This window comes from Pseudomonas sp. Tri1 (assembly GCF_017968885.1).
Classification (GTDB): domain Bacteria; phylum Pseudomonadota; class Gammaproteobacteria; order Pseudomonadales; family Pseudomonadaceae; genus Aquipseudomonas.
Genome location: NZ_CP072913.1, coordinates 1,079,231 through 1,099,939 on the forward strand (window position 1 = coordinate 1,079,231; position 20,709 = coordinate 1,099,939).

Sequence of the window (20,709 nt, forward strand, 5' to 3'; positions counted from 1 at the left end):
ATGGGCGCCAATCAACGCGCTGAATACTTCTCCAAAGGTGAGCAACACAGGACTAGGGTGATGAAACAATAATAAACAGGATCCTCGCACATGACCGCCATGACTCCGTGTCCGGATCGTCCTGGATTGTTGCCTCGCCTGTCCTCGACGCATGTACCACGGCGGTCCTTGAGCGAGCCTTTGCTGACCTCCGGGGCGCGGGTAAAACTGCTTTGCGCGCCGGCGGGCAGCGGCAAGAGTGCGTTGTTCGCCGAATGTTTCCTCCAGGCCCCCGCCGGATGTCGGCTGCACTGGCTGCCCCTGGGCGGCGCGGCGCTGGACACGCCGCAGATGTGCGAGCGCTTGGCGCATACCCTTGGCTTGCCCACGCTGGATGAAACCGGGCTGTTGGCACATCTGGCGCGCTTGCAGACGCCGACCTGGCTGTTCCTGGATGATTATTGCCGGGTACCGAATCCCGAACTGGACCAGTTCCTCGACCGTCTGTTGAACGTCAGCAGTCCGGCGCTGCACTTGTGGATCAATAGTCGCCGCCGTCCGCACTGCAATTGGCCGCGTTTGTTGCTCGACGACGAGCTGCACGAGTTCGACACCCAGGCCCTGGTTTTCACCCTCGACGATGTCCAGCAATTGCTCCGTCATCTGCCCACTCCCCAGGCAGCCCGCACGGCCCGAGAAGTGATACAGCGCAGTGGTGGCTGGTGCGCCGGGGTACGCATCGCCCTGCTTGAACGCTGTGAATGGGCGCGCCGTCACGCATCGCCGGGGCGGGCAGGGACCTTGCATGATTACCTTGAGTACGAGCTGTTCAGCACGTTGACCCCGGACCTCGCGCAGGCCTGGCGCGTGCTGGCCCATTTACCGCGCTTCAATGCCCGACTTTGCGAGCACCTGTTCGGCGACACGGTGGGCGCCGAATGCCTGCCTTTGTTGCTGGACCTGGGGTGTTTTATCGAGCCGTGGGAGCAGTCTTGCGACTGGCTGCACATTTTTCCACCCCTGGCCCGCCTGGTCCGTGACGAGCCTTGGCTGCAGGGGCGCTCCTGGCATCGACGGGCCTGTCAGTGGTTTGCTGCCGAGCAGGACTGGCAAATGGCATTCGAGCAAGCCATGTTGGCTGAGGAGTTTGAGACCGCCGTCAGCTTTTTGCAGCACCTGAGCTTCGAGCACGTATTGCAGCGCAACAACGTCGTGCTGTTGCTGAACCTGCATGACCAACAAGGCGAAGCGTTGATGCTCGGCACGCCGCAGTCGGTCGGGTTGGTGACCGCCGCCCTGCTGTTCGCCGGGCGCTTCGATCAGGCCTCGGCGTGCATCGAACAACTGGCTAGGTTCGTGCCACAGCCCCAGGCTTGCCAGCAGCGACAGGTGCTGGCGCGCTGGCAGGTGTTGCGGGGGTGGCTGTTGCACCTCGCGGGTGATGGCGAGCCGGCACGCGAGCATTTCCTCCAGGCCCAGACCAGCCTGGATCCCGAAGCCTGGGCCCTACGGCTGCTTTGCCTGTCAGGGCTGACGCAGCAAGCGCTGCTCAAAGGTGAATTGGCTTCTGCCCAATGGATCAACCGGCAGGCGTTATGCCTGGCACGGGCCCATGGCTCGCTGGTATTTGAAGGGTTGCTGGAGTTGGATCACGCCCAGGTGCTGGAACAGCGCGGCGCTCCCCATCGGGCCGATCATCTGCTGGACGCAGTCCAGGCATTGCTCGATAGGCCAGGCCAGGATTTTTCCGCGTTGTCGGGGCGTATTGCCCTGCGACGCGGGCGCCTGGCATTGCGCATGGGGTTTGAAGAGTTGGCCGCCGAGCAGTTTCAAGCCGGCTTGGAAACCGGCCTGCACAGCCAGGACAAGCAAGTGCTCTATGGCTTTCTCGGTAAAGCGACCCTGGCCGCCAACCAAGGCGACTACGGCGAAGCGTTCATGCAACTGCGCGATGCCGAGCGGATCATGCAGCAGCGGCACATCCCCGACACGGTGTACCGCGGCGTGTTGCTGCAAACCAGCTGCCAGTTCTGGTTGCAGCAAGGGCGCCCGGAACTGGCCCATGAGGCCTTGACCCGCGTGTTGCGGCATTTTCACGGACCGCAGGCCAAGCATGCGCCTCCTGCGACACTGGAGTTGATTCCGCGCCTGGAATACCTGCTGGTGCTGACCGAGGTCTACTTGCATCGGGAGCGGGACCCGCAAGCTCGCCTGGAGACTATGATCGCCCAGGCGCGGCAGCTGGAAATGCATGGCCTGGAAACCGAATTGCAGTTGGCGCTGGCTGAAGTGGTCTGGTTGTCTGCCGACCGTGCCCAGGTTCACACGCTCATGCAGGAGGGCCTCAAACGAGTCGCTTGTTATCGGGCGCAGCAAGCGTTGTGTGAGTTGCGTTTGCGCCAACCCGACCTGTTGCATTGGACCCAGTCGGCCGCGCCCATCGAGCCGCTGGCGCCAAGCGCTGAAGAGACGTTGCTCAGTCACCGGGAACTTGAAGTGTTGGAATTGATTGCTCAAGGTCATTCAAACCAACAAATTGCCGAACAACTGTTCATATCGTTGCACACGGTAAAAACCCATGCGCGTCGGATACACAGCAAGTTGGGGGTGCAGCGGCGTACTCAAGCGGTGGCGAAGGCTAAAGTCATGGGGGTGATGAGTTAGATCGAGAATAACGAGTGGCGGTCTTTACGCGCTCTTACATTTGTCTCTTTACAGTAACGGGATTGGCTGATGTATAACTGAGCCGACGGATCGAACAGGAAGTTCGACCATGACATGACAAGGATGTTTATGAATACTCAGTTATTTTCTTCTTACTCTGAAAAACTGCTCGCATTGAAGAAAACTCGCGTGGATTTTGCCGTGCAGGTACTGTTGGGTCGCTACCTGGAAGCGCTGGGCGTCGACCCGTTCAGTAGTTATCTGAATACATTGGCGGACTTTCCAAATCCTCAAGTGGGCGTATCCGAAACCCTGTTCGATGAGGCGCTGGCCTGGGTTGAGAAACAGCAGGTGCCCAATTATGCGCAAGGCATCAGTAACGTTTTCAGCAAGCGTTATTCCTTTGCCGCGCAAGACCGTATCAAGGCGCTGGATTTAATCATGTTTGAAAAAATCGTAGCGGATATCGTCACCAGCCTGACGGCAAAACCGGCAATGGATTTATCCCGGCGTTCCATCAGGACTTTGTCCGTCGAGGAACTTCATGGCGCATTGAAAGTGCACTTGCCCGGGGTCGATCTGGATAAAGTCTACGTCACCGGTTTTGTAACCCATGACACCGGTGAGCGAGTGGTGTCATCTTCTCAAGCACTGATCGACTATCTACTGGAGCATTTCAGCAATAACGACATTCCCTATCACTGCAAAGGTGATCACCAGGCTATTTATATGGTCGCCTTCAGCGGTGAAGAACGTGATCTCCATCCACGGCTGGCGCCCGCTCACCTCAATGATTTATTGATCAGGATTGTCCCGGATTTGCTGATCTGATCCTGGACCTGCCTCATACCCCATCCGCCAACTCACGGCCCGGCTCGCCGCCAGCAATCGCTGCGCCGCCGGGCCGTTTTCATCGGCGTGGAACAGTGAGGTCGGACCGACGATGGTCATCACTGCGGTCACCTGGCCAACGGCATTGAAGACCGGGGCGGACAAGGCATCCACACCAGGCATCAGCAAGCCGTGCACGTGATGCAGACCGCGATGGCGGATCTGTTCGCACAGGGCGGCGTAAACCTTGTCGTCGGCCAGGGCATGGCTGCTGGTGCCGCTCACTTCCTGCTCACGCAATCCGATGGTCTCGCGCTCCGGCAGATAGGCGCTGAAGACCAACCCTGTGGACGAGCTGAGCAGTGGTAATACCGAGCCCAGTTGGGTGACCACGGTTACAGCCCGTACGGCGGGCTCGATCCGCACCACGGTCGCGCCGTGGTTGCCCCACACCGCCAAAAAGCAGGTTTCGTTCAAGTCGTCGCGCAGCTCGGCCAGGGGTAGGGCGGCCACTTGCAGCACGTCCATGCCGTTCAACGCGGCCAGGCCCACGCGCAAGGCCTCACGGCCCAGGCCGTAGTGGTTGGTGGCGGTGTTCTGCTCGGCAAACCCGCTGGCGATCAAGGCCTGTAGGTACCGATGGACCTTGCTCGCCGGCATCTGCACGTGTTCGGCCAGGCGCGACAGTGACGTGGAAGGGGAGAGTTCGGCCAGGGCCTTGAGAATGTCGGTGCCGACTTCGGCCGAGCGAACTTTCTGTTTACCGTTGTTGGGCGGGTTTTCCATGGAAGCGCTGGGTCCAGAGGCGAGTGGGCGTCTTTATAGCTTGACGGTCGCTGCCTAGCAAATTACGTTATGCGTAATTGAATTACGATAAAAATAACCCGGTGCGCCTCAAGCTTCTTCATGGAGCTACGGGCCGCACTCAGTCCTGTATTCAGGAGGCCCCATGCATCTCGATTCCCCAGCGTCGGACCTGGCTTACCAATCAGGCTTCGGCAACGAATTTGCCAGCGAAGCGCTACCCGGCGCACTGCCTGTCGGCCAGAACTCCCCGCAAAAAGCCCCATACGGTCTCTACGCCGAATTGTTCTCCGGCACCGCGTTCACCATGACCCGCAGCGAAGCGCGGCGTACCTGGATGTATCGTATTCGGCCTTCGGCCAATCACCCGGCCTTCGTCAAGCTTGACCAACAGATAGCGGGCGGCCCGTTGGGTGAGGTCACGCCCAATCGCCTGCGCTGGAACCCTCTGGAACTTCCCGCCGAACCCACTGATTTCGTCGATGGGTTGGTACGTATGGCAGCCAATGCTGGCGCCGACAAACCGGCTGGCATCAGCCTTTATCACTACTGTGCCAACCGTTCCATGAAGCGGGTGTTCTTCAACGCTGACGGAGAATGGCTGATCGTGCCGCAGCTGGGCCGGCTGCGGATCGCCACCGAACTGGGCGTGCTGGAACTGGCGCCGCTGGAAATTGCAGTGCTGCCCCGGGGCCTGAAGTTTCGCGTCGAACTGCTCGATGCGCAGGCCCGTGGTTACCTGGCCGAGAACCATGGCGCACCGCTGCGCCTGCCGGACCTGGGGCCAATCGGCAGCAATGGCCTGGCCAACCCGCGGGATTTTCTGAGCCCGGTCGCTCACTACGAAAACCTCGCCCAGCCGACCACGCTGGTGCAGAAGTTCCTCGGTGAGTTGTGGGCCTGTGAACTGGATCATTCACCCCTCGATGTGGTGGCCTGGCACGGCACCAATGTGCCGTACAAATACGACCTGCGCCGCTTCAATACCATCGGTACGGTCAGCTTCGACCACCCGGACCCGTCGATTTTCACCGTATTGACCTCGCCCACCAGCGTCCCCGGCCTGGCCAACCTCGATTTCGTGATCTTCCCGCCACGCTGGATGGTGGCGGAAAACACCTTTCGTCCGCCGTGGTTCCATCGCAACCTGATGAATGAATTCATGGGCCTGATCCAGGGCGCCTACGATGCCAAGGCCGAAGGTTTCTTGCCGGGCGGCGCTTCCTTGCACAGTTGCATGAGTGCTCATGGCCCGGACGGTGAGACCTGCACCAAGGCGATCAATGCCGAATTGGCACCTGCGAAAATCGACAACACCATGGCCTTCATGTTCGAAACCAGCCAGGTCCTGCGCCCGAGCCGTTTCGCCCTGGACTGCCCGCAACTGCAAACCGACTACGATGCTTGTTGGGCGTCGCTGCCTGTCACGTTCGACCCGACCCGGAGATAACCCATGACTCAACGTTCCCCTGCCCGTAGCTGGGTCGCCTCCGCCAACGGCCATGCCGACTTCCCCCTGCAGAACCTGCCGCTGGGCATCTTCAGCACCGACGGCGGCGCGCCCCGTAGCGGCGTGGCCATTGGCGAGCAGATTTTCGATTTGCAGGCCGCTTTGCAGGCGGGCCTGTTTGACGGCGCGGCGCGCGAAGCCGTCGAGGCGATGAAGGACGGCCAGTTGAATGCGTTCTTCGACCTGGGCCGCAGCGCCCGGGTGGCCTTGCGTGAACGCTTGCTGGAACTGCTGCGCGAAGACAGCTCGCTGCGGGGCAAGGTCGAAGCCCAGGGCGCGAAGCTGCTGGTCCGCGCAGCCGACTGCCAGATGCACTTGCCGGCCAAGATCAATGACTACACCGACTTCTACGTCGGTATCGAGCACGCGCAAAATGTCGGCAAACTGTTCCGTCCCGACAACCCGCTGCTGCCCAATTACAAATACGTCCCCATCGGTTACCACGGTCGCGCCTCGACCATTCGCCCGTCCGGCACCGATGTGCGCCGCCCCAAGGGCCAGACCCTGCCGGCCGGCCAGACCGAGCCGACCTTCGGCCCGTGTGCGCGACTGGACTATGAGCTGGAGCTGGGCATCTGGATCGGCAAGGGCAACGCCTTGGGCGAACCCATCGCTATCGGCGATGCCGCCGAGCACATTGGTGGTTTCTGTCTGCTCAACGACTGGTCGGCCCGGGACATCCAGGCCTGGGAATACCAGCCGCTGGGGCCGTTTCTGTCGAAGAGTTTCCTGACCAGTATTTCGCCATGGGTCGTGACGGCCGAAGCCCTTGAGCCGTTCCGTCGCCCGCAACCGGCGCGTCCGGAGGGCGATCCGCAGCCACTGCCGTATCTGCTGGACAAGCGTGACCAGGCTACTGGGGCATTCGATATCGAGTTGGAGGTTTTGCTGCTGACCGAAACCATGCGCGAGCAGAACCTGCCGGCCCATCGCCTGACTCTGAGCAATACCCGCTACATGTACTGGACCGTGGCCCAGATGGTCGCTCACCACAGCGTCAACGGCTGCCAGTTGCAGGCCGGTGATCTGTTTGGTTCGGGCACCTTGTCGGGACCTGAAAGCGGTCAGTTCGGCAGCCTGCTGGAAATCACCGAGGGGGGTAAAAAACCGATCGAGCTGGCTTCTGGCGAAGTGCGTAAATTCCTCGAGGACGGTGACGAAGTCATCCTGCGAGCCCGTTGCCGGGGTGACGGAGCGGCCTCCATCGGCTTTGGCGAATGCCGCGGCAAGATCCTGCCGGCGCGTTGAGGGGCAGGGCATGGAACTCTATACCTACTACCGTTCCACCTCGTCCTATCGGGTGCGCATCGCCCTGGCGCTCAAGGGCCTGGATTACCAGGCCCTGCCGGTCAACCTGATCGCTGTGCCTGGGGGCGAGCATCGCCAGCCGGCCTACCTGGCGATCAATCCTCAGGGACGGGTACCGGCGCTGCGTACTGACGAAGGGGCGTTGCTGGTGCAGTCGCCCGCCATCATCGAATACTTGGAAGAGCGTTATCCCCAAGTGCCGCTGCTCAGCACAGACCTGGCTGTTCGGGCTCATGAGCGAGGCGTCGCGGCGTTGATCGGTTGCGATATTCATCCGCTGCACAACGTCAGTGTGCTCAACAAGCTACGGCTGTGGGGGCACGATGAAACCCAGGTGACGGAGTGGATCGGGCAATGGATCAGCCAGGGGTTGGCGGCGGTAGAGCAGTTGATTGGCGACCAAGGTTATTGCTTCGGCGCCGCGCCAGGGGTGGCGGATGTTTACCTGATTCCACAGTTGTACGCCGCCGAGCGGTTCAATGTGTCTTTGCAGGCGTATCCGCGGATCCGTCGCGTTGCGGCGTTGGCGGCTGCGCATGGGGCATTCCAGCAGGCGCATCCGGCCAATCAGCCGGATACACCTGCTTGATACTGAGGTTGGCCGATCCACCGCCATCGCGAGCAAGCTCGCTCCCACATTTGATCTGCGTACACTTGGGTCAATGTGGGAGCGAGCTTGCTCGCGATGACGATTCAACAGCTGACAAAGATGTGCGGATCTCACGACAGGTCAATGCACAATCGAATTCGGCGGCAGATGCCCCAGCCGCTCCGTCAGCCGGATCCGCTGGATCGGGTCGTCGCTGAGCATCAGGGCGTGTTCAAGATCAAAGCGTTCGGCATTCGGGCAATCGAGCCGCTGGTACAGGCTGGCTCGGGCCAGGTAATCGGCGGCGCTGGCGTTGCCCAGTTCCAGCACCCGCTCGGCGTCGATCAGCGCCGCGATGTAATCATCGTTCGCCAGATGCAGTTGCCGAAGGTTGCGCGACAGGCGCTGGAGCATCTGCATCGGTTCGGCGGTGACCAGGTGCTCGGCCTTGAGCGGCATGTTCGCGCCATATTGGCGTTGCAGCAATTCCCGACAGTCATTGGGGTACAGCCGCCGGCCACCGCACGGGTCGAGTAGATGGTCGGCCCCGGGTACTTTCAGCAGGAAGTGGCCGGGGAAATTGACACCGACCATCGGAATTTCCAGGCCTCGGGCCAACTCCAGGGCTATCAGGCCCAGCGCCAGGGGCTGTCCGCGCTTGCGGGTGAGCACTTGGTTCAGCAACGCCGCACGAGGGCGCAGTGGCGTGAAATCGTCCTGGGCGAACCCCAGGTCATTGAGCCGTCGTAACAAGGGCTGGCCCAGCTCGCTGACCGGCAGCATCGGCAGGTCATGGCTGACCCGCTGCTGCAGCTCCTTGAAATCCTTCAGCAAGGCCGGTACGTCCACGTCGCGATCATGTTCGGCAGCGATCCACAATGCCGCTTCGAACAGCGCCGGTGGCGAACGGTGTAAACAGTCAAAAAAGGCTTGGCGCGGTTTCATCAAACTCTCCGGGCTATGCCTCGTTTTAGCTCTGCCTTGGATTTTCGTCCAGTCTCGGACAGACGCTGTTACAGGTTATGCCGAAATAGACTGACAGCCCCGGCGACTTATTCCGGCGTGCTCCAGCAAATTTCGACTGCACGCCTATACTGGCGAAACAAACAAAAGTGATTCGGGAGCCTTACGATGTTTGCTCTCATGCAAAGCTCCCGCCTTGAATCGCTGCACCTAAGCGTAGACCCGGCGACCGGGTTGAAGGCGGTGATTGCCATTCATTGCAGCCGTCCGGGGCCCGCCCTGGGAGGTTGTCGTTACCTTGCCTACCCCGACGACGAAAGTGCCGTGGTCGACGCCGTGCGCCTGGCCCAGGGCATGAGCTACAAGGCCGCCCTGGCTGGCCTGCCGGTGGGTGGCGGGGTGGCGGTGATCATGCGTCCGGCCCATGTCGAAAGCCGGGCCGCGCTGTTCGAAGCCTTTGGGCGCTGCATCGAGCAATTGGATGGTCGCTACATCACCGCCATCGACAGCGGCACTTCGGTGGCCGACATGGATTGCATCGCCCAGCAAACCCGGCATGTCACCAGCACCACGGCCTCGGGGGACCCGGCACCCCACGCGGCGATGGGCGTATTTGCCGGCATTCGAGCCACGGCCATGGCCCGTTTGGGCAGCGATAACCTGGAAAGCCTGCGGGTGGCGATCCAGGGCTTGGGCAATGTCGGGTATGCCCTGGCCGAACAGTTACACGCGGCGGGCGCCGAACTGCTGGTCAGCGACATTGACCCTGGCAAGGTGCAACTGGCAATGGAGCAACTGGGCGCGCACCCAATCGCCAACGATGCCTTGCTCAGCACTCCGTGCGACATCCTGGCCCCCTGCGGCCTGGGCGGTGTGCTCAATAGTCAAAGCGTGGCGCAACTGCGCTGCTCGGCCGTTGCCGGCTCGGCCCATAACCAGTTGAGCAACCTGCAAGTGGCCGATCAACTGGAGCGGCGCGGGATACTGTATGCACCGGACTATGTGATCAACTCCGGCGGCCTGATCTACGTGGCCCTCAAGCATCGCGGCGAAGAGCTGCCGACCATCACGGCGCACCTGTCCAAGATCGGTGCTCGACTCACCGAAGTCTTCGCCCATGCCCAGGCGGAGAAGCGCTCACCGGCCCGAGTGGCCGATGAGTTGGCGGAGCGTTTGTTGTATCGATAAGACATGTCGCCGCCTTCGCCAGTCGCTACAGGGTAATTGCATACGGCTGTAGGCGCGGGCAAAGGCGAGCGGTCATGGTCGGCTACCCTCAGCGATGGCGGCTTTGCCTTCCCGGGTGTAGCTCAGCACGAAATGCGCCGCGAGGCCGAAGATCAGCCCCCAGAACGCGGCAGCCAGGCCGAGGAAACTCATGCCCGACGCGGTTACCAGGAATGTGAACAGCGCAGCTTCCCGTTGTTTCTCATCGGCCATGGCGCCGGTCAGGCCGGCACTGATCGCGCCGACCAAGGCCAGGCCGGCGAGGGATGCGATCAGTTCCTTCGGCAGTGCGGAAAACACCGAGGCCAGGGTCGCACCAAAGATGCCCAGCAGAATGTAGAACACCCCGCAGGCAATCCCGGCGATGTAGCGTTTGTCACGGTTTTCGTGGGCTTCGCGCCCGGTGCAGATCGCTGCGGTAATAGCTGCCAGGTTCAAGCCATGGGAGCCGAAGGGTGCCATCAAGACGGAGCCAATTGCAGTGACCGAAATGATTGAGCGCGCCGGCGTGGTATAGCCCGCGGTGCGCAATACCGCCATGCCCGGTACGTACTGGCCGGTCAGGGTCACCAGTGCCAACGGCAGGCCAATGTTGATGATCGCGTGCCAGCTCCATTGAGGGGCGATGAAAACCGGGTGGGCTACAGCAATGGTGATCGAATTGCTGTTGAGCTCACCGAACGCGGCGGCCACCGCGCAGCCGACAATCAATACCGACAGAATCGCGTAGCGTGGCGAAAAGCGTTTGAAGATCAGGTACGCCGCGATCATCGCCAACACCAACGCCGGTTGCAGCTTGATCGAAGTGAACAGCTCGGCGCCAAAGCGAAACAGAATGCCGGCGAGCATGGCGGCGGCGATGCCTTTGGGCAGGCGATTCATTAGCTTGTCGAATGCTCCGGACAAACCGACCACGGCAATGATCACCGACGCCACCACATAGGCGCCGATGGCCTGGGGCAAGGTGACGCTGGGCAGCATCGACACCAGCAACGCCGCGCCAGGTGTCGACCATGCGGTGATCACCGGAACCCGCAGGCGCCAGCTCAAGAGCAAGCCGGTGACCCCGCTGCCGATGGAAATGGCCCAGATCCACGAAGACACCACGTCGTTGGGCAGTTGCGCTTGCTTGGCCGCCTGAAACACGATGATCAGCGGGCCGGCATAGGAAATGATCACGGCGATAAGGCCCGCAATCACGGCTGACAGGGATAGATCCTTTCTGAGTGTGTCCATGATGTCTCGACTTGGCGCGGCAGGTCGCGCGGTGATCAGGGATGAATTGAGTCGATTGATTCGATTCTCTATCAGTGTATTTGAAAGGATTGAGTTGATTCAATCTGAGAAAAGGTTGTTTTGTCTGGGTGGCCGTTTATTTTTTATTAACTATATGATTTATATAAATATTATTTTTTAGTTGTTTTTATTGTGCCCGATGCATGTGATTGCAGATCGACTCAATCGATTCAATTTTTAAGCCTGATCGATTTATTTAGCGTCTTGCCCCCTGTGATATGCTGCGGATATTCATCATTTCTACGATGGCAGCGAGCATTCATGTGGGTTCCCCAGCTAAGCGAGTTCAACCAGCCGATGTATTTGTCGATTGCCGATGCGTTGGCGCGCGATATCAGCGACGGTGTGTTGAACGAAGGTGATCGCCTGCCCACTCTGCGGGAGCTGGCCACCACTCTGAATGTCACCCCAGGCACCATCAGCCGGGCCTATAGCGAGGCCCATCGGCGTCGGCTGGTGCAAGGGGAGGTGGGGCGCGGCACTTATGTCCTCGGCCAGAAGCCGCGGGAACAACCGGCAAGCGCCAGCGTCGTGCCGCTGAATCTGGGGCAGGCCGAATTGCTCGACCTTTCCATCATCAAGCCGTCCAGCGAAACCTTGGAGCACTGGTTGCGCGACTCGCTGGTGGGCATGGCCAAGAGCACTGATTTCGCTCGGGCCCTGGATTACGCGCCAGACGGCGGTCATCCGGCGCATCGCGAAGCGGGCGCGCAGTGGTTGCGTCATTGGTTGCCAGATGCGCAATGGCAGCAAGTGGTGATCACTGCCGGGGCCCAGCATGGTTTGATGGTCGCAATGAGCGCCCTGACCAGCGCCGGTGACTTGGTGCTTTGCGAGGAGCTTTGCTACCCCGGCATCATTTCCCTGGCCCATGGTCTTGAGCGGCGCTTGCGTGGCGTGCCAATGGATGATGAGGGCATCATTCCCGAAGCTCTGCGTGAGCTGTGCCTGCGAGAGAAGCCGGCGATGCTGGTCTGTGTAGCGACCTGCCAGAACCCGACGGCGGCGATCATGTCGCAAAAGCGTCGGGCCCAAATAGCGGCACTGGCCGAAGAGTTCGATTTCATCATCCTGGACGATGACATTTACGGCTTTCTTGCCACCGATCCTTCGATCAAGCCGCTCGCGGCATTTGCGCCGGAGCGTTCGGTGTACCTGACCAGCTTGTCGAAGTCGATCATGCCGGCGCTTCGCATCGGCTATCTCTATAGTCCGCCGAAATTGCTGTCACGCTTGACCTCGATGGTGCGTAGTAGCGTCTGGATGCCGTCGCCATTGACCGCGCAACTGGCCAGCAATGTGATCACCGAAGGCCTGGACAAGAAACTGGTCCGTATCCAGCGCAACGAGGCCGCTGGGCGACAAGCGATTGCTCGGGAAATCTTTGCCAATGTCGAGCTCAAGGCCCAGCCCTATTCGTATCACCTCTGGTTGACGCTGCCCGAGCCCTGGACCAGCGATGAGTTCGCCATGCTCGCCCGGGCCAACGGTGTGTTGGTGCTCAGCGGCACTCAGTTCCAGGCTGAACGCTCCGGTAGCACCCGTTGTGTGCGGTTGGTATTGATGTCGCCCACCAGCCAGGACGAACTGCGTTTTGCCCTGACCAAACTGGCCAGCCTGATCGATTCCGACCCGCGCCGATATTACTAAAAAAGATCGCAGCCTCCGGCAGTTCCCACACGGTGTAATTCCCTGTGGGAGCTGCCGGAGGCTGCGATCTTTTGGTTATTCGTCCGACGGATTGAGCAATTCGGACAAGGCGTCCGGCTGGCTCTTGAATGCCTTGGCAAACACATCGCGATTCTTCGCCATGTAGATCCCGGCTTCCTCCACCTGTTGCTCACTCAGCGATGGAACGGCTTTTTGCAACACCTCGGCCAGTAATTCGGCGAGTTCCAGCATTTTGTCATGACGGTCAGCTTCGGCTTTATCCATGAACAAGCGCTCCAGATCTCGGCTGCTGCGGTATACCACTTCGACGGCCATTCACCACCTCACATGCCTTCACGTTGGTTGTCTTTGCGACTACTGTATTTATATACAGGCAAAAGAATAAGCGAATCCTCTGCCTTTGGATAGTGGCTTTTTAATGTAGACCGGTTTTGAGGTTTGTCGCGGGAGCAAAGTGTCGGATACCAGCTCATTGCCATCTCACTTTAGCCGCTGGCCTTTTTTCTGCATGCAGAACAACCGTCACGTCCAACCCGCATCATTTGGTCAAGTCGACCTAAGGAAACTACATCGTGAAAATCAACTGGGCCGAGACCCTGCGTCAGAACGTGCATCAGCTTGCCGAATCCCTGGGCAACCTGTTCGTCGAGACGTTCCACTACCTGGCGTTGTTCGCCATTGGCGCGGTGACCGCGTGGGCGGCGGTGATGGAATTCCTGCAGATGATCGAGGCGGGGCACATCAAGATCGATGACATCCTCTTGCTGTTCATCTACCTGGAATTAGGGGCTATGGTCGGGATCTACTTCAAGACCAACCATATGCCGGTGCGGTTTCTGATCTACGTGGCGATCACGGCGCTGACGCGCCTGCTGATTTCCAACGTCTCGCACCACAGCCCGCCGGACCTGGGGATCATCTACCTGTGCGGTGGCATCTTGCTGCTGGCGTTTTCGATCCTGGTGGTGCGCTACGCCTCGTCGCAATTCCCCTCGGTCAAGATCGAGCACCCGCACCGTAAGGTTGGCGCGGGCTCCAGTGAGCATGCCGAGGTGGAGAAGGGCGAAATCTAGAGGCCGGCAGCGGAGGACGCCGAGCCCTGTAAGTGCGGTGGTGGCAGCTTGATGTTGTCACCGCCGGTCATGGCTTCGAGGATTGCCACGGCGCTGTGACCCTGTTCGATGGCGATGCCGAACTGAATGCTCTGCACCAGGCGTTTGAGCCGTTCCGGATCGTTGCGCTGCTGGGCACTGATCATGCGCTTGGCGACGACGCGTCCGGTCTTGGACAGGGTCAGCATAATGCTGCCATCCAGGCCCTGGATGCTCAGGTTGATTTGATAGTGCGGCGCGAAAGCGTCGGTAATGATCTGAAAAGGGTTGTCCATGATGCGTCACCGCTTGATTGAACGTGCAGTTGTTGACCGGCCATGATCGGGATTAGTTCGCAACACCGGACCATCGGCCATTCCATGATCGTGTCCATCTCAAGGTTGCAGGGCCGGGCAGGCAGACAGATCAAGGACCGCAGCCTGCGCGAGCACCTACAGAGTGTTAGCAAGGGGCATGCCGGAAAAACTGTCGGACAATGATCGCGGCGTTTGAGCGGCGCACGCTCTGGAATGCGCTTGTCGCGGCTGCCCGTTTCGGGGCAAGAACGCACGGATGTTCGTAGACGGTGCAGGGCGAGAAGGGGATTTGCGGGGATAAGCAAGGCGAGGCAACTCCCGACCTTAACAGCGCTTTTGCTCGTTGTCCGGCTTTATTTGCAAATCAATATTTATCTTTTTGCAGGGGTTGAATTGTTCTTCCGCCAGCCCGACTCTGTACTCAAGGGGCCGTTGCATCAACGTCGATGGCCCCCGGCGAGCTAGCTGAAATAAGGGATGAACTATGCAAATCCAAGTCAACAGCGATAACCATATTCAAAGCAGCATCCGACTGGAGGAGTGGGTACGTACTACCATCGAAAGCACGCTCGAACGTTATGAAGAGGACCTGACACGGGTCGAGGTTCATTTACGCGATGAGAACGGCGACAAGCCTGGTCCCCATGACCTGCGTTGCCAGCTCGAGGCTCGGCCAAAGGGCCATCAGCCGATTTCCGTGACGCACAAGGCCGATACGCTGGAACTGGCGATCGAAGGGGCGGCCACCAAACTTGAAAACGCCCTGGAGCACTTGTTCGGCAAGTTGCGTGGCAAACGTGCTGTCGTTGCGGCACCGAGCGATTCTGTAGCCTTGGCCGATGCGATGCTGGAAGAAGAATTCCTGGAGAACGAACGGGCTTCGCTTCACGGCTGAAACCTCATTCATTAAATTCCTGACTGAAAACGGGCCTGCAATTGCAGGCCCGTTTTGTTTTTGTCGATCCGGTGTGGTGAGCAAGTGAGCGGTGCCTGGAAGCAGGCGATCAATGTGGGGGCGAGCCTGCTCGCGATGGCGATCGCCGGGGCAGTACTGTCCTAGCGCAAAAACGCCTGCCGATACTCCCCGGGCGTCGCGCCCAGGGCTTGGCGGAAACGATTGGTAAAATGACTGGCGCTGGCAAATCCACACGCCAACGCCACATTGCCCAGCGGTTGTGACGTGCTGCGCAACAAGTGCCGCGCGTAGACCAGGCGCCTTGCCAATACATACTGGTGGGGCGGAAGTCCGAAGCTTTCGCGGAACATCCGTGCGAAGTGATATTCGGACAGCGCGCACAACGCCGCCAATTGCCCGAGGCTGATGGCGTCGGCCAGGTGGCTGTCGATGTAGTCCACCAGCAGCCGTCGCTGGTGCGCGGCCAGGCCGCCCTTGAGGCGCAGACCTTGGCGTAGGCCAACCTGGCTGAGCAGCAGATGGTTGAGCAGCTCATGGGCCAGGCTGGTGGTCAGCAGGCGTTCGCCGGGTTCGTCCCAGTTCAGCGCGATCAACTGGCGAAAGCGCTGCGCCTGTTGCGGGTCGTCGAGGAACGTCGCCTCGCGCAGTTGTGCCTGCCGTGGTTCGCGGTCCAGCAACGTGACGCAGCCGAGGGCGAATCGTTCGGGGCTGAAGTACAGGTGAGCGAGGCGAATGTCGCCGTTGATGACCCAGGCCGATTCATGCCCGGCGGGCAGGACGCAGAGTTTGTCCGGAGCCCCGGTGGTGTCCGGCCGTTCGCGGCGAAACGTGCCGGTGCCGCCGGCGATGTAGCACGACAGCGTATGGTGGGTCGGCGCCTCGTAGTCCTGGGCATCGTGATGATTGCTCCACAAAGCGGCCGCCATGCCGTCCCCGAGCTCGGCGCTGTGCTCCAGACGAGCATTGGGCGAGCTGTTGAGGGCTTGGAAGACTTGCAGGGTCTGCAGTGAGGACATGATCGGTTCTCTCCAACGCTTCGCATCCTACTCCGTCGATCAGCCTATGCCAGCCTGCAAGCCGACAAAACCGCAAGTTTACGCAAGCGCCGGTGGGGTGGCGGCGTGACACTGGACGCCATTGTCAGGAGTCATCGCCATGAACCTCTCGTTGTACCTGCTTACCGTACTCATCTGGGGCACGACCTGGATCGCGCTGAAACTGCAATTGGGCGTCGTTGCCATCCCCGTATCGATTGTCTATCGCTTCGGCCTCGCGGCCCTGATTCTGTTTGCGATGCTCTTGCTCAGCCGCCGCCTGCAGGTGATGAACCGGCGCGGCCATTTGATTTGTGTGGCCCAGGGCCTGTGCCTGTTTTGCATCAACTTCATGTGTTTCCTCACCGCCAGCCAATGGATTCCCAGCGGGTTGGTCGCCGTGGTGTTTTCCACCGCCACGCTTTGGAACGCCTTCAATGCCCGGGTATTTTTTGGCCAGCGCATTGCGCGTAACGTGCTGCTGGGCGGTGCCCTGGGGCTGCTCGGGCTGGGGCTGCTGTTCTGGCCGGAGCTGGCCGGCCATAGCGCGAGTCCGCAGACACTGCTCGGGTTGGCCTTGGCGCTGCTGGGTACCTTGTGTTTCTCGGCGGGCAACGTGCTCTCGAGCCTGCAACAGAAGGCCGGCCTCAAGCCGTTGACCACCAATGCCTGGGGCATGGCTTATGGCGCGACGATGTTGGCGGTGTGGTGCGCGTTCAAAGGCATCCCGTTCGACATGGAGTGGAACGCACGTTACCTCGGCTCGTTGTTGTACCTGGTGATTCCGGGTTCGGTGATCGGCTTTACCGCTTACCTGACGCTGGTGGGGCGCATGGGCCCGGAGCGGGCGGCGTATTGCACGGTACTGTTTCCGGTGGTGGCGCTGAACGTCTCGGCGTTTGTCGAAGGCTATCAGTGGACCGCGCCGGCGTTGGTGGGATTGGTCCTGGTCATGCTGGGTAACGTGCTGGTGTTTCGCAAGCCGCGACCAGCGACAGCCAATGTGGTCTTGGGCGCTCGCTGACTCGAAAGCAATGGCAGACCCACCCGACAGGGCCTGCCAGGTGGGTTATTTCCAGACCTGCGGGTTGACCAGGTTCTGCGGTCGCTCGCCCAGCAAAGCGCTGCGTAAGTTATCCACAGCAAGGTTGGCCATGGCTTCGCGAGTTTCGTGGGTCGCCGAGCCGATGTGGGGCAGGGTCACGGCGTTTTTCAGCTGGAACAGCGGTGATTCGGCCAACGGCTCTTTCTCGTAGACATCCAGCCCGGCGCCGCGGATACGGTTGTTCTGCAAGGCATCGATCAGCGCCGGTTCATCCACCACCGGGCCCCGGGAAATGTTGACCAAAATAGCGCTGGGTTTCATCAAGGCCAGTTCTCGCTGGCTGATCAGGTGACGGGTCTTCTCACTCAATGGCACCACAAGGCAGACAAAGTCCGCTTCAGCCAGCAACTGATCCAGCTCGCGAAATTGGGCGCCCAACTGGTTTTCCAATTCGGTCTTGCGGCTGTTACCGCTGTAGATAATCGGCATGTTGAACCCTAGCCGACCACGCCGGGCAATGGCCGCGCCGATATTGCCCATGCCAACGATGCCCAGGGTCTTGCCGTGTACATCGCTGCCAAACAGTTGCGGGCCCACCGTCGCCTGCCATTGCCCGGCCTTGGTCCAGGCGTCCAGTTCAGCAACGCGCCGGGCGCTGCTCATCAGCAAGGCGAAGGCCAGGTCGGCGGTGCTTTCGGTGAGCACGTCGGGGGTATTGGTGAGCATGATCCCGCGCTCATTGAAGTAGGCCAGGTCGTAGTTGTCGTAGCCCACCGACACACTGGACACCACCTGCAGGTTCACGGCGCCTTGTAGTTGCTCACGGCCAAGCTTGCGGCCGACCCCGATCAGCCCGTGGACGTGGGGCAAGGCTTCGTTGAATTGCGCGTTGATGTCGCCGTTCGACGGGTTCGGCACGATCACGTCGAAATCCTGTTGCAGGCGCTCGACCATCTTGGGCGTGATACGGCTAAAGGCAAGTACGGTTTTTTTCATCGCGGAAGGCTCATCGGGCAAGGAATACCAAGCACGCTAACATTCCTGGCGAGGGTAAGGCGAGAGGGGGCGTGATCTGTGATGGTTTTCGATTTTGTGGCTACAGCAATTCCTCTGTGGGAGCGAGCTTGCTCGCGATGGCGTTGCATGGGTCACATAGCGGCAGCTGACAGACCGCTATCGCGAGCAAGCTCGCTCCCACAGGGGCTCTACTTCAACCTTTGGATGTCTACGCCGCCCGCAGTGAAATAAAGGCGTAGTTGACCGGTACTTCAGTGACCACGCGCGCGCCGCTGGCCAATACCTGGCTGGCTATGTCGTCACCGGAGAGATGGAACTGCCATTCACTGGCTTGTTGCGCCAGCGGTTGCGAGCGGACCTGATCGAGGGCCGCGGCGAAGGCTGTCATGTCTGGCAGATAGGCGGTAAACCCGTCGCCCTTCAGCGCAGTGGTGTGAATGCCCAGCGCAGCGCAGATGCGCTCCTTGACCTGGATTTCTTCACGATCGGCCTGGCGTGAGCGTTCGATCAGCCGCGCCAGTTCCCGATCGACCAGTTCACCGCCGAGGATCAGTTGCGGCCCGGTCTCCCAGGATTCCGGCGGGCATTCTTTCACGGCGATATTGAGGGGGATGTGCGGGTTGATTTCCATCGGATAAATGCGGCACACCAATGGCCGGCGCTCGTAGATGCGGCACAGGTTTTCATCGTCAAGATTTCGGCAACGGCCGGCGTTGTAGGCGGCGAAAGTGATCGCCACGAGGGCTTCGCTAGTGCCGCTGCGGACCACTGCTGAACGGCGTTCTGCGTGTTCGCGTTGCGCCGCCGGCAGGCCGAGGCCATTGGGCAGGAAGGCTTCCACCAGGACAATCACCTGGCCGCCATCGTCCGCCCACATGCGGGCCTCATCGAGGGTCAGGGGAACGTGGTGATCGGTGCAGCATTTGCCGCACCCTACGCAGGAAAACGTTGTGTTCATTGAGCGACCGGTTGCGGAAGGCTAAAAAACGGCGACAGAAAAACGCCGTGATCAGCCTGCGAAGCAAGTTATGCGCCACTCATTGGGCTTCATTGGCCGGACGGATCGAGTCCCACTCGGTCACGTAGGCGGTTTTGGTTTTCTTGCGGTAGAGACACAACTCGGTACCGGTCGCGCCTTTCATATGTTTCTGCGGGTATTGGCCCTGCAGCAACAGCGCGGTGTAGCCCACCCGGTCATCGAACTGCGCAGCGGTGCCCACCGGTTCGGCGCTTTTCAAGCCGCTGGCCTTGATGCAACTGGCGAGCGTGGCTTTGTCATGGGCGGCCCAGGCGTCGGGGCTGGAGGCATGGGCTTGGAAGGCCAGGACGGTGAGGCCAAGGAGGATCAGTGCGTGGGGTTTCATCAGGAGTGTCCTTGTTCTGGGAAGCCAGGACAGGAGTATGCCTGAGGTTTGCCGGGTGACGATCGACCCCATGCCGGCGCGTGGGATCGATCGTCAGGCACGGATCAATGCCCCTGCTCGGCGACGGCCTTGGCTGCCGTGATCAGGCACTTGGTCAGTTCCGGCGAGGAGAACTTGGTCAGCACCCCGTTGGCACCGGCCAAGCGGGCCTTTTCGCTGTTCATCGCGCTGTCCAGCGAGGTGTGCAGCAATACGTAGAGGTGAGCGAAGTCCGGGGTCTCGCGCAGGGTCCGGGTGAGGGCGTAGCCGTCCATTTCCGACATTTCGATGTCTGAGACGATCAGGTTGATCTGTTGGTCGGTGCCTTGCAGGTCGAGCAGGCACTCGATGGCTTCCTTGGCGCTGCGGGCCGTGTGGCATTGCAGGCCCAGGTTGCGCAGGGTGTACACCGATTGTTGCAGCGCCACCTGGCTATCATCGACCACCAGGATCCGGGCATTACCCAGCACCTCGGCGTCTTCCATGCTCAACTCGGTGGGCGCGGTTTCGATCTGTGCCGGGGCGATACCATGGATGACTTTCTCGATGTCCAGCACCTGCACCAGCGTGCCATCCACCGAGGTCACACCCGTGATGAACGAGCGCACACCGCCGGAACCATAAGGGGGAGGTTTGATGTCGGTGGTCAGGCAATGCACGATCTTGCTCACTGCCTGCACATGCAAACCCTGCTTGGAGCGGCTGACATCAGTGACAATCAGGCAACCGCCGTCGGGATCTTCCAGTGGTCGCTCGCCAATGGCGCGGCTCAGGTCAATCACCGACAGCGAAGTGCCGCGCAGGGTCGCGATACCTTTGACGTGCGGATGCGACTCCGGCAGCTTGGTCAGTGGCGGACAGGGGATGATTTCGCTGACCTTGAGCAGGTTGATCGCCATCAGCTTGCCGCTGCGCAAGGTAAATAGCAGAAGCGAAAGTGAATCTGCGCGGGCTTTGTTGGAGGACATAAAAACCTTCTGTGGAAAAAGGTGGGGCGAGCGCTGGGATCGCCAAAACAGCTTGTGATATTGGGTTATCGACTTG

General features: G+C 60.4%; 20 protein-coding genes. 10 read left to right on the forward strand and 10 right to left on the reverse strand.

The features are described 5' to 3' along the window. The first annotated feature begins 90 nt into the window (after positions 1–90). Positions 91–2,643, forward strand: a complete 2,553-nt coding sequence (locus J9870_RS04620) for a LuxR C-terminal-related transcriptional regulator (RefSeq protein WP_210642894.1) — start codon at positions 91–93, stop codon at positions 2,641–2,643. A 129-nt stretch (positions 2,644–2,772) separates the two neighbouring features. Next, complete coding sequence (locus J9870_RS04625; RefSeq protein ID WP_210642895.1) at positions 2,773–3,474, forward strand: hypothetical protein; 702 nt, start codon at positions 2,773–2,775, stop codon at positions 3,472–3,474. Here the strand turns inward: J9870_RS04625 and J9870_RS04630 are convergent. Then, entirely contained in the window at positions 3,439–4,260 is an 822-nt protein-coding gene (locus J9870_RS04630) for an IclR family transcriptional regulator (RefSeq protein ID WP_210642896.1), read from the reverse strand. The two genes, J9870_RS04625 and J9870_RS04630, sit on opposite strands and share 36 nt — an antisense overlap. A 163-nt stretch (positions 4,261–4,423) precedes the next feature. On the opposite strand from J9870_RS04630, the gene hmgA reads away from it, so the two are divergent. The 3 genes from hmgA to maiA are packed head-to-tail and all read left to right on the forward strand — an operon-like array spanning position 4,424 to position 7,685. Continuing rightward, the gene (hmgA, locus tag J9870_RS04635) at positions 4,424–5,728 is read left to right on the forward strand and encodes a homogentisate 1,2-dioxygenase (protein ID WP_210642897.1); all 1,305 of its coding nucleotides are present in this window, start codon (positions 4,424–4,426) and stop codon (positions 5,726–5,728) included. A 3-nt stretch (positions 5,729–5,731) separates the two neighbouring features. Continuing rightward, on the forward strand, positions 5,732–7,036 hold the full coding sequence (gene fahA, locus J9870_RS04640; protein WP_210642898.1) for a fumarylacetoacetase: 1,305 nt from the start codon (positions 5,732–5,734) through the stop codon (positions 7,034–7,036). Positions 7,037–7,046: 10 nt separating this feature from the next. After that, positions 7,047–7,685, forward strand: a complete 639-nt coding sequence (gene maiA, locus J9870_RS04645) for a maleylacetoacetate isomerase (RefSeq protein WP_210642899.1) — start codon at positions 7,047–7,049, stop codon at positions 7,683–7,685. 141 nt (positions 7,686–7,826) lie between these two features. On the opposite strand, the gene J9870_RS04650 is transcribed toward maiA, so the two are convergent. After that, complete coding sequence (locus J9870_RS04650) at positions 7,827–8,630, reverse strand: transglutaminase family protein (RefSeq protein WP_210642900.1); 804 nt, start codon at positions 8,628–8,630, stop codon at positions 7,827–7,829. 186 nt (positions 8,631–8,816) lie between these two features. Between J9870_RS04650 and J9870_RS04655 the strand changes: the two genes are divergently transcribed. Next, positions 8,817–9,836, forward strand: a complete 1,020-nt coding sequence (locus tag J9870_RS04655) for a Glu/Leu/Phe/Val dehydrogenase (RefSeq protein WP_210642901.1) — start codon at positions 8,817–8,819, stop codon at positions 9,834–9,836. Between the two features lie 72 nt (positions 9,837–9,908). On the opposite strand, the gene J9870_RS04660 is transcribed toward J9870_RS04655, so the two are convergent. Beyond that, positions 9,909–11,111 (reverse strand): benzoate/H(+) symporter BenE family transporter, encoded by a 1,203-nt coding sequence (locus tag J9870_RS04660; protein WP_210642902.1) that lies wholly within the window; start codon positions 11,109–11,111, stop codon positions 9,909–9,911. Positions 11,112–11,432: 321 nt separating this feature from the next. On the opposite strand from J9870_RS04660, the gene J9870_RS04665 reads away from it, so the two are divergent. Then, entirely contained in the window at positions 11,433–12,821 is a 1,389-nt protein-coding gene (locus J9870_RS04665) for a PLP-dependent aminotransferase family protein (protein WP_210642903.1), read from the forward strand. Between the two features lie 75 nt (positions 12,822–12,896). Here J9870_RS04665 and J9870_RS04670 read toward each other — a convergent pair whose 3' ends face one another. Continuing rightward, positions 12,897–13,157, reverse strand: coding sequence for a YebG family protein (locus tag J9870_RS04670; protein ID WP_003205410.1), 261 nt, complete (start codon positions 13,155–13,157; stop codon positions 12,897–12,899). Between the two features lie 257 nt (positions 13,158–13,414). Between J9870_RS04670 and J9870_RS04675 the strand changes: the two genes are divergently transcribed. After that, positions 13,415–13,915, forward strand: a complete 501-nt coding sequence (locus tag J9870_RS04675) for a phosphate-starvation-inducible PsiE family protein (protein WP_003205409.1) — start codon at positions 13,415–13,417, stop codon at positions 13,913–13,915. Here the strand turns inward: J9870_RS04675 and J9870_RS04680 are convergent. After that, entirely contained in the window at positions 13,912–14,229 is a 318-nt protein-coding gene (locus tag J9870_RS04680) for a DUF3509 domain-containing protein (RefSeq protein WP_210642904.1), read from the reverse strand. The two genes, J9870_RS04675 and J9870_RS04680, sit on opposite strands and share 4 nt — an antisense overlap. Positions 14,230–14,734: 505 nt before the next feature. Between J9870_RS04680 and J9870_RS04685 the strand changes: the two genes are divergently transcribed. Then, positions 14,735–15,145, forward strand: coding sequence for an HPF/RaiA family ribosome-associated protein (locus J9870_RS04685; RefSeq protein WP_210642905.1), 411 nt, complete (start codon positions 14,735–14,737; stop codon positions 15,143–15,145). Positions 15,146–15,306: 161 nt separating this feature from the next. Here the strand turns inward: J9870_RS04685 and J9870_RS04690 are convergent, their stop codons facing one another. After that, a complete protein-coding gene (locus tag J9870_RS04690; protein WP_210642906.1) occupies positions 15,307–16,182 on the reverse strand; it encodes an AraC family transcriptional regulator in 876 nt (291 codons plus the stop codon). Between the two features lie 139 nt (positions 16,183–16,321). Between J9870_RS04690 and J9870_RS04695 the strand changes: the two genes are divergently transcribed. Beyond that, positions 16,322–17,224, forward strand: a complete 903-nt coding sequence (locus J9870_RS04695) for a DMT family transporter (protein ID WP_210642907.1) — start codon at positions 16,322–16,324, stop codon at positions 17,222–17,224. A 45-nt stretch (positions 17,225–17,269) separates the two neighbouring features. Here the strand turns inward: J9870_RS04695 and J9870_RS04700 are convergent, their stop codons facing one another. The 4 genes from J9870_RS04700 to J9870_RS04715 all read right to left on the reverse strand — a co-directional run bounded on the left by J9870_RS04700 (position 17,270) and on the right by J9870_RS04715 (position 20,633). After that, a complete protein-coding gene (locus tag J9870_RS04700; RefSeq protein WP_210642908.1) occupies positions 17,270–18,241 on the reverse strand; it encodes a D-glycerate dehydrogenase in 972 nt (323 codons plus the stop codon). Between the two features lie 229 nt (positions 18,242–18,470). Then, complete coding sequence (locus tag J9870_RS04705) at positions 18,471–19,220, reverse strand: YkgJ family cysteine cluster protein (protein ID WP_210642909.1); 750 nt, start codon at positions 19,218–19,220, stop codon at positions 18,471–18,473. A 79-nt stretch (positions 19,221–19,299) separates the two neighbouring features. Further along, positions 19,300–19,626: a hypothetical protein gene (locus J9870_RS04710; protein WP_210642910.1), complete on the reverse strand. Its 327-nt coding sequence runs from the start codon at positions 19,624–19,626 to the stop codon at positions 19,300–19,302. Positions 19,627–19,730: 104 nt separating this feature from the next. Further along, the gene (locus J9870_RS04715) at positions 19,731–20,633 is read right to left on the reverse strand and encodes a chemotaxis protein (RefSeq protein ID WP_210642911.1); all 903 of its coding nucleotides are present in this window, start codon (positions 20,631–20,633) and stop codon (positions 19,731–19,733) included. Positions 20,634–20,709: the final 76 nt, after the last annotated feature.

Coding starts and splice junctions, on each gene's coding strand:
- J9870_RS04695 (WP_210642907.1), top strand. CDS start 16,322: ATGAACCTCTCGTTGTACCTGCTTACCGTACTCATCTGGGGCACGACC.
- J9870_RS04690 (WP_210642906.1), bottom strand. CDS start 16,182: ATGTCCTCACTGCAGACCCTGCAAGTCTTCCAAGCCCTCAACAGCTCG.
- hmgA (WP_210642897.1), top strand. CDS start 4,424: ATGCATCTCGATTCCCCAGCGTCGGACCTGGCTTACCAATCAGGCTTC.
- fahA (WP_210642898.1), top strand. CDS start 5,732: ATGACTCAACGTTCCCCTGCCCGTAGCTGGGTCGCCTCCGCCAACGGC.
- J9870_RS04680 (WP_210642904.1), bottom strand. CDS start 14,229: ATGGACAACCCTTTTCAGATCATTACCGACGCTTTCGCGCCGCACTAT.
- maiA (WP_210642899.1), top strand. CDS start 7,047: ATGGAACTCTATACCTACTACCGTTCCACCTCGTCCTATCGGGTGCGC.
- J9870_RS04705 (WP_210642909.1), bottom strand. CDS start 19,220: ATGAACACAACGTTTTCCTGCGTAGGGTGCGGCAAATGCTGCACCGAT.
- J9870_RS04660 (WP_210642902.1), bottom strand. CDS start 11,111: ATGGACACACTCAGAAAGGATCTATCCCTGTCAGCCGTGATTGCGGGC.
- J9870_RS04710 (WP_210642910.1), bottom strand. CDS start 19,626: ATGAAACCCCACGCACTGATCCTCCTTGGCCTCACCGTCCTGGCCTTC.
- J9870_RS04625 (WP_210642895.1), top strand. CDS start 2,773: ATGAATACTCAGTTATTTTCTTCTTACTCTGAAAAACTGCTCGCATTG.
- J9870_RS04650 (WP_210642900.1), bottom strand. CDS start 8,630: ATGAAACCGCGCCAAGCCTTTTTTGACTGTTTACACCGTTCGCCACCG.
- J9870_RS04670 (WP_003205410.1), bottom strand. CDS start 13,157: ATGGCCGTCGAAGTGGTATACCGCAGCAGCCGAGATCTGGAGCGCTTG.
- J9870_RS04685 (WP_210642905.1), top strand. CDS start 14,735: ATGCAAATCCAAGTCAACAGCGATAACCATATTCAAAGCAGCATCCGA.
- J9870_RS04665 (WP_210642903.1), top strand. CDS start 11,433: ATGTGGGTTCCCCAGCTAAGCGAGTTCAACCAGCCGATGTATTTGTCG.
- J9870_RS04715 (WP_210642911.1), bottom strand. CDS start 20,633: ATGTCCTCCAACAAAGCCCGCGCAGATTCACTTTCGCTTCTGCTATTT.
- J9870_RS04655 (WP_210642901.1), top strand. CDS start 8,817: ATGTTTGCTCTCATGCAAAGCTCCCGCCTTGAATCGCTGCACCTAAGC.
- J9870_RS04630 (WP_210642896.1), bottom strand. CDS start 4,260: ATGGAAAACCCGCCCAACAACGGTAAACAGAAAGTTCGCTCGGCCGAA.
- J9870_RS04620 (WP_210642894.1), top strand. CDS start 91: ATGACCGCCATGACTCCGTGTCCGGATCGTCCTGGATTGTTGCCTCGC.
- J9870_RS04700 (WP_210642908.1), bottom strand. CDS start 18,241: ATGAAAAAAACCGTACTTGCCTTTAGCCGTATCACGCCCAAGATGGTC.